The organism is Levilactobacillus brevis ATCC 14869 = DSM 20054, assembly GCF_001433855.1.
Taxonomy (GTDB): Bacteria; Bacillota; Bacilli; order Lactobacillales; family Lactobacillaceae; genus Levilactobacillus; species Levilactobacillus brevis.
Window position 1 is genome coordinate 532,571 of the sequence record NZ_AZCP01000001.1, and the last position, 12,741, is coordinate 545,311.

The 12,741-nt window shown below is 47.2% G+C and carries 11 protein-coding genes; 1 reads left to right on the top strand and 10 read right to left on the bottom strand.

What is annotated here, in order from left to right; translation table 11 throughout:
* Positions 1-2: 2 nt before the first annotated feature.
* The 7 genes from smc to FC61_RS02845 form a co-directional block, all read right to left on the bottom strand.
* On the bottom strand, positions 3-3,554 hold the full coding sequence (gene smc / locus FC61_RS02815; protein WP_021741237.1) for a chromosome segregation protein SMC: 3,552 nt from the start codon (positions 3,552-3,554) through the stop codon (positions 3-5).
* A 13-nt stretch (positions 3,555-3,567) separates the two neighbouring features.
* A complete protein-coding gene (rnc, locus tag FC61_RS02820) occupies positions 3,568-4,257 on the bottom strand; it encodes a ribonuclease III (protein WP_011667676.1) in 690 nt (229 codons plus the stop codon).
* Between the two features lie 76 nt (positions 4,258-4,333).
* Positions 4,334-4,585, bottom strand: a complete 252-nt coding sequence (acpP, locus tag FC61_RS02825; RefSeq protein ID WP_011667677.1) for an acyl carrier protein — start codon at positions 4,583-4,585, stop codon at positions 4,334-4,336.
* An 87-nt stretch (positions 4,586-4,672) separates the two neighbouring features.
* Positions 4,673-5,710 carry a phosphate acyltransferase PlsX gene (gene plsX, locus FC61_RS02830; RefSeq protein ID WP_021741236.1) on the bottom strand — a complete coding sequence of 346 codons (1,038 nt, stop codon included), beginning with the start codon at positions 5,708-5,710 and terminating at the stop codon, positions 4,673-4,675.
* Positions 5,711-5,722: 12 nt separating this feature from the next.
* On the bottom strand, positions 5,723-7,756 hold the full coding sequence (gene recG / locus FC61_RS02835; protein WP_021741235.1) for an ATP-dependent DNA helicase RecG: 2,034 nt from the start codon (positions 7,754-7,756) through the stop codon (positions 5,723-5,725).
* A gap of 75 nt (positions 7,757-7,831) precedes the next feature.
* Positions 7,832-9,529 carry a DAK2 domain-containing protein gene (locus tag FC61_RS02840; protein WP_021741234.1) on the bottom strand — a complete coding sequence of 566 codons (1,698 nt, stop codon included), beginning with the start codon at positions 9,527-9,529 and terminating at the stop codon, positions 7,832-7,834.
* 32 nt (positions 9,530-9,561) lie between these two features.
* Positions 9,562-9,924: an Asp23/Gls24 family envelope stress response protein gene (locus FC61_RS02845; protein WP_011667681.1), complete on the bottom strand. Its 363-nt coding sequence runs from the start codon at positions 9,922-9,924 to the stop codon at positions 9,562-9,564.
* 234 nt (positions 9,925-10,158) lie between these two features.
* Here FC61_RS02845 and rpmB point away from each other — a divergent pair, with 234 nt between their 5' ends.
* Positions 10,159-10,344 (top strand): 50S ribosomal protein L28, encoded by a 186-nt coding sequence (rpmB, locus tag FC61_RS02850; protein WP_011667682.1) that lies wholly within the window; start codon positions 10,159-10,161, stop codon positions 10,342-10,344.
* 126 nt (positions 10,345-10,470) lie between these two features.
* Here the strand turns inward: rpmB and FC61_RS02855 are convergent, their stop codons facing one another.
* The 3 genes from FC61_RS02855 to rsgA are packed head-to-tail and all read right to left on the bottom strand — an operon-like array spanning position 10,471 to position 12,707.
* Positions 10,471-11,145 (bottom strand): thiamine diphosphokinase, encoded by a 675-nt coding sequence (locus FC61_RS02855; RefSeq protein ID WP_042516729.1) that lies wholly within the window; start codon positions 11,143-11,145, stop codon positions 10,471-10,473.
* Positions 11,145-11,798 (bottom strand): ribulose-phosphate 3-epimerase, encoded by a 654-nt coding sequence (gene rpe, locus FC61_RS02860; RefSeq protein ID WP_021741231.1) that lies wholly within the window; start codon positions 11,796-11,798, stop codon positions 11,145-11,147. Before rpe ends, FC61_RS02855 begins: the two co-directional genes overlap by 1 nt.
* A gap of 12 nt (positions 11,799-11,810) precedes the next feature.
* Positions 11,811-12,707 (bottom strand): ribosome small subunit-dependent GTPase A, encoded by an 897-nt coding sequence (gene rsgA, locus FC61_RS02865; RefSeq protein ID WP_021741230.1) that lies wholly within the window; start codon positions 12,705-12,707, stop codon positions 11,811-11,813.
* Positions 12,708-12,741 lie beyond the last annotated feature (34 nt).

Consider the following 12,741-nt stretch of genomic DNA (forward strand, 5'->3'; position numbering starts at 1 on the left):
ATTTACTTCCCTTCTGTACGCGTTTCTTCGTGATCAAGATCCACAGCGACCATTTTAGAGACGCCGGATTCTTGCATCGTTACCCCATAAAGAATATCCGCTTGAACCATCGTTTCTTTTCGATGCGTGATGACAATAAATTGCGTTTGATCTTGGAACTGATGAATGTACCGGGCAAAACGCGTCACATTAGCCGGATCCAGCGCTGCCTCAACCTCATCTAAAATGCAAAACGGTACTGGTTGAACTTGCAAGATTGCAAACAACAAGGTGATAGCCGTCAACGCCCGTTCACCCCCAGAGAGAAGTCCCATATTCTGGAACTTCTTTCCAGGCGGCTGCGCCATAATATCAATGCCCGTCGTCAATAGATCATCCGGATTGGTCAATACCAATTCAGCCGTCCCGCCGCCAAACATATGCCGAAAGGTAGCCGTAAATTTCGCGGCAATTTGATCAAAGCTAGCCTTAAAGCGAGTTTTGACTTGACCATCCAGTTCGGTCATGGTCGTCATTAATTGCGCCTTGGCGGTCAATAAATCATCCCGTTGCTGTGTCAAAAAGTCATAGCGTTCCTTAACTTCTCGATACTCGTCAATCGCATTAAGATTAACTGTCCCGATTTCATCCAATCCGCGCTTTAATAATTTTAACTGTACCGCTAAGTCATCAGCTGGAAGATCACTGACATCTTTTTCAGCAGCGGCTAAACTCAATTGATATTTTTCTGACAACTGATTTTGCTGCTGATCAATCAGTGCCGCTAACTGAGTTTGACTGACTTGAGCCTGTTGCAGCTCATCATTAGCTAATTGTAGCAAGCCGCTCGTACGCTGATTAGCTGTTTCTGCGGCTGCTAGATCGTCATTGACCGTTGTTAGCTGCTCATTGGTTGTGGCAAGTTTCTGTTCGATTGTTTGCCGATCAGCTTGGGCCTGAGCCAACTGCGCCTGGGCATCAGCGGGCGTTAACGCCTGCTGACGCTCAAGCTCTGCCAGCTTAGTTGTGGCAGTTGCTTGATCCGTTTGCGCCGCAGCTATATCTGCTTGCAATTGCTTAACCGTTGCCCGCTGTTGTTGCTGACGCTCTTTAGCTCCTGCCAACCAAGTCTGTTTGGACGTCAGCTCACTTTGCTGTTGGGCCTGAGCGGTCGTTACTTGCTTAATCTTAGCTTGAAGTGTCTTAACCGCTGCCTCAGTTTCAGTGATTTGCGCTTCACCTTGAACAATTTGTTCTGCCAATTGATCCGCTTGTTCATCGGTTTCACCCGCATGGGCCTGTTGGATTTCCAACTCAGCCGCCTTAACGCGCCGGTTAGCTTGCTCCAACGTTGTCTGGGCGTTAGCCAACTGATCGTCTAACTGCCGACACTGCGGTTGAAGCTCATTGATCGTTGCTTGAAGCGCTTGGCTGCGCTGTTCACTGGCCTGTAAGGCTACACGTTGGGCCTTAATCTTAGTCTCTTGGTCCGTCAACTGTTGCTGCATCGTGGCAATAGACGCCTGTAATTGCTGTAACTCTTGTTGTTGCCGTAACACACTGCTATGGCTTTGTGTAGACTGACCACCCGTGATCGCACCGCTTGCACTAACCACGTCCCCGGCCAAGCTCACCACTCGATACCGATGATGAATCCGCTGGCTAATGGCGACAGCTGTATCTAAATTAGCCGCAAAAATCGTTGTTCCTAACAGATACTGGAGAATCACTTGGGCTTGGTCATTGATGGTCAAAAGCTCACTACCAACCCCCAAATAGCCCGTCATACTGTGCAACAGCTGCAGCGTTTGTCGGTCAATCTGGCGGCCCCGAACGGTACTTAAAGGTAAAAAGGTGGCCCGACCGGCTCGGTGATCCCGCAGATACCCGACCGCCGCCTTCGCGGTCGTTTCATCGTCAACGACAACTTGTTGGAGCTGACCACCCAAAGCATACTCAACGGCTGTGGTATAACGTTGGGGGACGTCAAGTAATTCAGATACCGCTCCCAGTAACCCACGAAAATGTTGCCGTTGCTTCAAAATAGCCCGAACACCTTGATAAAAACCGCCATATTCAGCCGATGAAGCTTGTTGATTAGCCACTTTCGTTTGCGCTCGCTGATAGACTTCTAATGCGGCCTGCCAGTTGTGCTGCAATGCTTGGTATTGTTTTTGATGTTGCTGATACTGACCCGCTTCTGCATCTAATGCCTGTTCCGCTTCGTTCAACTGAGCTTTATGAGCCGTCGCTTTAGCCTGAATCTCAGTGACCGCTGTCTGCGCGGATTGGGCCGTTGCTTGTAATTGCGTCAACTGTTGGGCGACCCGCTGCCCTTGTTGCTGTAATCGCTGCTGATCCTGTTGACGATATTGCCGTTGATTGCGCCAATTGGCCACTTGCTGTTTCTGGTCAAAATAAGCGGTCCGCTGGTCTTCCAACTGTTGACGCAAATCAGTTACCACTTGAGGATCCGTTGCCGCTGTTAGCTGGCGAATCGCATCTTGGGCATCCTTCATTGTAGTCGCAAGCTGGTCAGATTCAGCCTGGACTGCTGCCAAATCGGTCTGGTTAGTTGTTAACTGCTGGGATAGCATCGTGAGCTGCGCTTGTAACTGCTGTCGCTGTTCATCTTGGTGCCGTTGTTGCTCACCCGATAAGTTAACTTGTCCCTGACTGTGCTCCACTTGCTGTGTCGCCGTAACCAATTTTTCTTGTAAAGCATCCTTTTGGGCCAATAGCTCAGTTTGTTGCTGCTTTAACGCTTGCACCGTTGCTGCTTGCTCTTGTGCTGCCGCCTGATGCGCTGCTACCTGCGCCTGTTTGGCAACAACTTGTGTGTCGGCCGTTTGCTTCTGCGCCATTTCCGTATGCAATTGCCGCACTAACTGTGTTCGATCAAGCAACGCAAATTTTTGCTGTTGATCCAGGTAATCTTGGGCCAGGTTACTCTGTTCTTCTAGGGGCTCAACGCGCCCTTCCAGTTCAGCAATAATGTCTTCGACCCGGTGTAGATAGGCCATGGTGTCGTCTAACTCGCGTTGCGCTTTTTCCTTATGTTTGCGGTACTTGTAGACTCCCGCAACCTCTTCAATAATATTTCGCCGATCTTCAGGCTTGCTGTTGAAGATGGCCTCAACGCGCCCTTGTGAAATAATTGAAAACGAGTCTTGTCCCATACCAGAATCCATCAATAGCTCGGTAATATCCTTTAACCGGCAACTCTGACCGTTTAATTGATACTCTGAGTCACCCGATCGATATAATAGTCGGCTGATGGTTAACTCTGTATAGTCGCTTTTTAAATAATGATCGCTATTGTCCAAGGTAATTGACACCGCCGCACGATTTAACGGGTGGCGATCTGCCGATCCAGCAAAAATCACGTCTGGCATTTTACTTCCCCGCAAGCTTTTGGCGGACTGCTCCCCCAACACCCAGCGAACGGCCTCGGAAATGTTACTCTTCCCACTACCGTTAGGGCCGACGATGCCAGTCATTCCGGGCAAGAAGTCAATTCGAGTTTTATCCGCAAAGGATTTAAACCCACTAATTTCTAATGTCTTTAACCGCATCGTTTGTTCATCCTTACTTCAAGTTCTCTAACGCATGTCGCGCCGCATTTTGTTCCGCATGTTTCTTAGAATGACCATGCCCCTCGCCTAACAGTTTGTCATCCACGTAAACCGCTACCTTAAAGGCCCGATCATTATCAGGGCCTTCCTCATCCAATAACCGGTAGTCAATATCAACTGGTCCATTTTTTTGAACCAATTCTTGGAGCTCCGTTTTATGATCAAAGAACTCATCAAATCGGCCCTCATCCAACTTAGGAAAAACCACCGTTGTCACAAATTCAACAACTTTATCCAGGCCCTGATCCATGTATAGGGCCCCGATAAATGATTCAAAAATATCGCATAACAGCGAGTCACGTTGCCGGGCTTGCGCCTTTTCCTCACCACGACCTAACCGAATATACTGATCGAAGTGACACTCACGAGCAAAACTGGCAAAACTTTGTTCGTTAACCATCGCTGCCCGTAGTCGGGTCAACCGACCTTGAGGCATAGCCGGGTAACGGCGAAAAATATAATTAGAAACAACTAACTGCATCACTGCATCCCCTAAGAACTCAATCCGTTCATAGAACTTTAAGCCCTGGTGGGGATGTTCATTCACATAAGACGCTTGGGTAAACGCCTCGTCAAGTAATGATTGATCCTTAAAATGAATATCGAACCGATCCTTTAATTCCTGATTTAATCCAGCAATCACGTCTGATCCCTCATTTCTGTATACTTAGATTGAAAAAGCCCGGGACGACAGGTTGCGGCCCGGACTCGCTCAATGTTTACTTGTCACCTGGCTGATGCGCATTGATATAATCAACCACTTCACCAATTGTGTTTAACTTTTCAGCGTCTTCATCCGAAATTTCTGCGCTGAATGTATCTTCCAATTCCAAAACAAACTCAACAAAATCAATTGAATCAGCATCCAGATCTTGTTTGAAGTTCAATTGATCATTGATAGCGTCTCTGTCGACTTCAAATCGGTCGGCAATAATATCCGCAATTTTATCAAAAATTTCTGCTTTAGTCATTCTTATCCCTCACTCACAGTATTCAATAAGTAGTCTAACCGTTTTAGTCCACCATGTCTAGCGTTTCAACGAAAACATCCCCGTCAATTAGGCCTTTAGGTTCTCCTTCAAAGCCGCCATTTCATCACTATGTTCGGCAAAATAAGTCCCTAACTGATCGGCACTGTGACTCGCCAGCAATTCCTGAATCTGGCCAATCGTATTCTTAACGGTTTCCGCTTTGGTGGAACCGTGAGTTTTGACAACTGGTGCTTTTAATCCTAATAAAACAGCGCCGCCATACTGTGAATAGTCCATCGCACTTCGCACCTGACGGAAGACGGGCTTCAACATGCTGGCTCCAATTTTACCGCCTAGGCCGCCGCTCATAATCTCGCCTTTAATTAGCTTTAACATGGATAAGGCTGTGCCTTCAACTGCTTTTAGCGTCGCATTTCCGGTAAAGCCATCCGTTACCACCACATCAGCAGCCCCATTTAACAATTCACGTGACTCGACGTTACCCACGAAATTAATTTCCGCCATATTAGCCAAGGCGTCATGAATCGCACGGTGCGCCATATCACCCTTATCGGCTTCCGTCCCATTATTTAATAGACCGATCCGCGGGTTGTCAACGTGCATGACTGACTGCGCGTAATACTGGCCCATGATCGCGTATTGCACGACATTAAATGGCTTCGTGTCCGCATTAGCACCGACATCGAGCATGACAAAACTAGATTGATCTGGCTGTTGCAAAACAGGTAGCGTCGTCGTCAACCCTGGTCGTTCAATTCCCTTGATCCGCCCAATGATTAACAACCCGGCTGCTAACACTGCCCCCGTATTGCCGGCAGAGAAAAACGCATCTGCTTGGCCCTCACGAACCGCCGTTGCAGCTAACACAATACTTGATTGCTTTTTTCGTCGAACCGCACGTACCGGTTCATCCTCCATAGCAATCACTTCAGGAGCATCAACGAGTTCAATCCGCGTTGTATTCTGTAACAGCGGTTGCACCTTTGCCGTTTGCCCATACAATAAAAATTCCAAATCTGGATAAGCATCGCGTGCTAATTCAATCCCTTTGACAATTTCATCAGGGGCGTAGTCGCCACCCATTGCGTCTACTGCAATCTTCATTTTCCGTCTCCTTTAATCCATCGTTGTTGTCTGGTGCGCTGTCGTGCTCAAGAAGGCTGCTAAAGCCAAATTCGCATCCTTTTCCGCCCAATTTGGGGCAGCCACGGTCTCTTTAGCTGCCTGTTGAGCCGCACTCAAGATATTAAGATCAGCCACTGGGTCACCGACCTTAAAATCCGGTACACCAGATTGCTTTCTTCCCAGAATATCACCTGGGCCTCGTAACTCCAAATCTTTTTGCGATAAAACAAACCCATCATTGGTACTGGTCATCGTGGTCATCCGTTCAATCGCCAACTGATTCTTCGGATCAGCAATCAAAATACAGGCAGAGGCCCGAGTGCCTCGACCAACCCGTCCTCGTAATTGGTGAAGCTGAGCGAGTCCAAAATGATCGGCATCATAAATCATCATCAATGTGGCATTAGGAACATCCACGCCAACTTCAATGACAGTTGTCGCTACCAGCACTTGGAATTCATTAGCCTTAAAGGCGGCCATAATCGCATTTTTCTCGTCATCTTTCATCCGACCATGTAAAAGACCCACTTTATAAGTCGGTTCAAATTCGGTTTTAAAGCGCTCATAAATTGCTTCGGCATTTTTCATATCGACCGCTTCGGACTCCTCAATCAGCGGTGTGACAACGTACGCCTGTGAACCCGTGCTCAATTCTGCCTTAACCTGACGCAACGTGGCGTCAACTTGGTTACTTCGAATCCAGGTCGTCTTGATCGGCTGACGACCAGCCGGCAACTCATTAATGACTGACACATCCATCTCACCATAAGCTGTAATGGCCAAGGTTCGTGGAATAGGTGTCGCGGTCATTGCCAGCACATCGGGCTGCTGACCTTTCTCACGCAGTGCTTGACGCTGATTAACCCCAAAACGATGTTGCTCATCAATCACGGCCAGTCCCAGCTGATGATACGTTACCTCCGGCTGGATTAACGCATGGGTCCCAATTAACAGGTCAACGCCGCCCTGAGCAATCTGTGGGAGTAGCGTTTTTCTAGCGGCCGCCTTTGTCGCCCCCGTTAACAGCGCCACATTAACGGGAAAGTCTGCAAACAATTTCGCTAAGTTATTCGCATGTTGTTCCGCTAAAATTTCCGTTGGGGCCATCAGTGCAGCTTGAGCTCCCGCCGTAATGGCCGCATACATCGCAATTGCCGCAACGACCGTCTTACCACTCCCGACATCCCCTTGCAGCAAACGGTTCATATGAATCGGCCGCTTTAGATCAAAACAGATTTCGTTAACCACGCGTTTTTGCGCGGTTGTTAATTCATATGGCAATGACGCGATAAACGCTTTGAGCTTCGACAAATCATACGCCAAAGGTTGCCCGTGCAACGTGTGATCTTGCAACTTAACGATCTGTAACCGCAGTTCGAACAGATAGAACTCCTCAAACTTAGCCGTCCGTCGTGCTGCTTGCGCCGCCGTCTCGTCAGCTGGGAAATGCATGTCATGAATCATTTCGCGCCGATGTAACAGCCGGTAGTGTTCTCGTAAGGTTTCCGGTATTAAATCAACAATCACTGGCGCATACTGCTCATACGCCTCGGCCACTAATTTTTTAACGGTTCCTTGTCGAATCTCCTTGTTGGCTGGGTAAATGGACCCCATCCCACTATCTGCGCTAGCCAAAATCTTCATCCCCGCCAGGCTTTGTCGTTTCGCATCAAACCGCCCATAAACGACAATTTCATTCCCCACTTCTAATTGATCTTTCAACCAAGGCTGGTTAAAAAACGTGACGGGCATCGCAGTATGTTCATCGACGAGTAGCCGAAAGTTCAATCGATTTTTCTTGCGCCCGAAACGGGTGAGTACTGGTGCTCCGGCAACTGTCCCCTTTAACGTCACTTTCGCTTGGTCAGTCAACTCTGCTGGATCTTTTGCCTGTAGGTCTTCATAACGGAAGGGAAAATAAGTCAACAGATCATTCATATTCTCAATTCCTAGACTTTGTAGTGCTTGAACCCGCTTGGGGCCAACGCCTGCTAGCTGACTGACTGCATCACTTAAACTTGCCATCTTATCGTCTCCCTCCCGTCATAAAAAGCGAAAAAAGACTGGACAAGTGCCCAATCTTTCTTCGTTAAGTGACCGTTATTCTACCGAAATCAAGAATGGGTAAACCGGTTGGTCCCCTTCATGAACTTCCGTTTCTAGGTCATCATCTAATGATTCAACCGCTTGTTGAAGTTGTTCTGCAACATCAGCCGTCGTATCAGCGCCATAAATAATTGTAATAATTTCACTATCATCATCCAACATGGCCTTAACCGTTGCAACAGCTGTCTGCAAGAGGTCTGCATCAGTTACTTTGATGGTGCCATCCACGATTCCCATGAAGTTGCCTTCCTTGATGTCAAAACCATCTAGTTGGGTATCACGAATCGCGTGCGTCACTTGACCACTCTTAACAGCACTCAAGTTTTCTTCCATTGACGCTTGATTATCTTCTAATTCAGCATCCGGATTGTAGCCCAACATGGCCGTCATCCCTTGAGAAACGGTCTTAGAATGAACAATGACACTTGGAATATCCGCAACCTTAGCAGCCTGTTCAGCAGCTAAGAAAATATTCTTGTTGTTAGGTAGCACAATCGCCCGTTTAGCTTGGCTTTGATTAATAGCATCCACAATATCTTGTGTGCTTGGATTCATCGTTTGTCCACCGTTAACCACATGTGTCACACCTAGGCTCTTAAAGAGCGTCGCTAAACCATCACCGGCAGCAATCGCAATGATCGCCGTATCCGCTGGTGCCTCGTCAGCAGTCGCCGTGGCCACACCAGCATCCGCAGCTGCTTCTTCATCATGTTCCATGATGGTTTCTTGTTGCATCCGCATGTTGTCCACTTTAACTTTTGCGAGATCACCAAATTCCTGGCCCCAAGCAATCACTTTTCCAGGGTGTTCCGTATGCACGTGGACTTTAACAATTTCATCATCGTTGACCACTAACAGAGAATCCCCTAAATCAGCAAGGTATTTGTAAAATTCATCATAATCAAAGTCATGATCGACTTGCTTACCGCGACCAATACGCACCATGATTTCTGTACAATATCCATACTTGATACTGTTAGGATCAAGCTTTCCTTGCACACTTTGGTGGTGGGCTGCGTCGATCATTTCGTCCATTTCAGCATCATCTGGCTTGTATTCGCCATCTTCGGCAACCCGACCATTCAATGAGTCATTAAAGGCCTCTAAGACAAAGGTCAATCCTTGACCACCAGAATCGACAACGCCAACTTGTTTCAAAACCGGTAACAGGTCGGGCGTGGTGGCTAGTGCTGCCTTGGCAGCCTCATAAATAGCGTCCATGACAGCTAAGACATCATCAGATGATTTAGCTGTGTTTAATCCCGCCTGAGCCCCCTCACGAACTACCGTTAAGATAGTTCCTTCAGTGGGCTTCATAACGGCTTTATACGCCGTTTCTGCCCCGGCTGCAAAGCCATCGGCCAAATCCTGGGCCGTCAACGTTTGCTTATCCGCCAGCTTTTTGGAAAATCCCCGAAAAATCTGCGACAAAATCACTCCAGAATTTCCCCGGGCCCCCATCAATAGACCTTTGGCTAAAGCAGTCGCTAGAACACCAACGGCGGTACCATCGGCATCACGTTCATACTTAGCACCACTAGCTAAGGACAAGCTCATATTCGTCCCCGTATCCCCATCAGGCACTGGGAACACATTCAATGAGTTGATAAAATCAGCGTTTTGGTTTAGTTTTTGCGAGGCGGCCTGAACCATCTTACCAAACTCAAGATTAGTAATTTCTGTTACTTTCAACTAAGTATCCTCCTTGATTTCAGTACGTCTGGCTAATCAGCCAACACCCGCACCCCTTGAACAATGACATTAACTGAGTTTGCAGTAACTCCCAGCATCGTTTCTAGGTTGTATTTAACTTTAGATTGCACGTTACGTGACACTTCAGAAATCTTCGTGCCATAGCTAACAATGACATAAACATCGATTGCCACACCATTTTCTTCTTGGCGAACAACTACGCCACGGGCATAATTCTCCCGTCGCAAAATATCATTGACGTTATCTCGGATTTGATTCTTACTTGCCATGCCCACGACACCATAATTATCAGTCGCGGCACCCCCAACTACGGTCGCAATCACATCATTGGTGATATCAATTGTTCCGTACTGAGTCTTAATCTTTACGGCCATGGAAATAGCCTCCTTATCTGGATATAGAATCTTAACAGAGATTAATCTTACCACAACCCACGCAAAAATAGAAATAGGAACTCCGAAATGCACGCCCTAGCGGTAAATAAGTGTCAAGTAAATTTCCTTGAAAGAAACCATTGCGTTCAGCAAAAGAGTATGGTAAATTAGTCAGGTGAGTAAAAAGCACTGCTTTTTTAAAAAGTAACGAAACCACAAAGGAGGGTTTACGCCATGGCAAAGGATTTTCTCAACGGCAAGCGGACGCACTTCGGTAACAAGCGTTCTCACGCTTTGAATTCAAGTCGTCGCGCTTGGAAGCCGAACTTACAAAAGGTTCGCATCTTAGTGGACGGTAAGCCAAAGAAGGTTTGGATTTCCGCTCGGACTTTGAAATCAGGTAAAGTAACCCGCGTCTAGTTAACGGACCCGGTTATATAAAAAACACGAACCCAGCATGCTGGTTCGTGTTTTTTTGTGTCCTGCTGTAATCATTTGAAATTTTTGATGCAAAAAAGCCCGGGAACTTTATCCCAGGCTCTTAATTTATTCATGACGCGCCTCATACGTGTCACGACTCTGGATCACACCGAGTAGTCCTGTATCGAATTGAAAGGTTCCCGTCTCCCCAACAAATTCATTGCTGGCAAAGGAAATCGGATACGGAATTGGCTCATTGTGCAATTGATACTTTTCATCTAGCAAACTTAAATGGTCAATTGGCGTTAACGGAACAAATGCCAAATACTTTTTGTCTGCCTCTTTTTGAATCGTATGGCGCCCAGGCAAATAAAAACTGACTGTATTTTGACGGTCAATCAACCGAATCTGCCCCGCATAACGCTTAAACCGCGGTTCCAGCACCAAAAAAAGATTGGCTAAAAAGTGGTCTAACCGGCCGCCTGTTGCTCCGTAAATGTCTACCCGTTCGGCCCCGTAGTCATTAAACGCCACAGACACCGCCATTTGCGTATCCGTAAAGTCCTTTTCAACTTGCGCCTGACGAATATCCTTTACATTGCGACGAACGCGCTGCAACTCGGGCGCTGCCAACGAGTCAAAATCACCAATTGCTGCGACGGGCTGAATGTTAAGATCGATCAAACGTAACGTTCCCCGATCAACCCCAATCCAAGATCCATCAGTTTCTGCGGCAAAGTCTTCCGGCCAGTTGGCCTTCGGACCACCAACTAATAAATTAAACGTCCCGCCGCGTGGCATTATTTCGTCGCGTCCTTTAAGGCGTTGATTCGTGACACTGGATCATCAGCATTGAAGACGTATGAGCCAGCAACGGCTACTGTTGCCCCAGCATTGGCACAATCAACAACCGTTTGGTCATTCACACCACCATCAACTTCGATATCAAAGTCGTAGCCCTTTGCCTTTTTAATGGCATCTAACTCAGCAATCTTTGCAACCGTGCTGTGTAGGAACTTTTGACCACCAAAGCCAGGGTTAACCGTCATTACTAAGACTTGGCCGACCATGTCAAGAACTGGTTCGATTGCGGAAACAGGTGTCCCAGGGTTAATCACAACTTCTGGTGTCACACCAGCATTTTGAATCATCTGTAAGGCCCGGTGAATATGTGGTGTCGCTTCAACATGCACCCCAATAATATCAGCGCCAGCCTTGGCGAAGTCTTCAACGTACCGTTCTGGGTTTTGAACCATCATGTGGACATCTAAGACCATCTTGGTAATGGGCCGAATAGCTTTAACCCAGCCTGGACCATAAGATAAGGCGGGCACAAAATTACCGTCCATAATATCAATGTGTAAAACTTCAGCTCCGGCCTTATCAACCATTTCGATGTCTGGCTGAAGGTTCACATAATCTGCACTTAAAATTGAAGGCGCTACTTTAATCATAAATTCTCTTCCTCATTTCTTCTTGTTATAAATTGGTTTTTGGTTCTTTAACAATGTCAGCAACTGGAGGTAGTTGTCATATCGACTTTGCATAAACTCACCCGCAGCTAGCCGATCTTTAACGGCACATCCCGGCTCGTTCACGTGCACACAGCCACGAAAACGGCATTCACTCGCAACATTTAGGAATTCTGGGAAATATTGTCCCAATTCCCGATAGTCAATGGTGAGCGTATCATACGAAGAAAATCCCGGTGTATCAGCTACTAGACCATTTGCTACCGGCATCAAACTGACTTTTCTCGTCGTATGACGACCCCGGTTCAAGGCCGTCGAGATTTCACCAGTTGCTAACGTTAATTCTGGTGACAAATGATTCAATAACGTTGATTTTCCGGCACCCGTTTGACCCATAATAACGGTTTCTTTACCCGCTAATGTGTCGCGTAACTGATCCAAGCCAGTTGATGCAAAAGGTTCTCGCGTCAAACACACGGGATAACCAATTTTGCGGTAACCGGCAGCCAATGTTTCAAACGTCTGATAACGATCATCATCGATAAGATCAGTTTTCGTGAAGTAAATGACCGGGGCAATGTGACTCACCTCTAACGCAATCAATTGTCGATCCAGTAGATTAGTTGAAAATTCTGGCGCCGCGACCGCTGTCACGACCACTCCTTGATCAATGTTAGCTACTGGTGGTCGGGTTAACGCATTATCCCGCGGTAAGATCTCTAAAATGTAGCCCTCTTTGGGTGATGAACTATCAAATTTGACGCGGTCACCTACTAACGGCGTAATCTTCCGTTTACGAAAGTTCCCCCGGGCGCGGGTTCGATACATTTTACCTTCACTATAAATGTCATAAAACCCACTGAGTGATTGTCGAATCTGTCCTTCCGCCATGCAGCACCTCCCTTACAAGATTAGTTGAGCCAAT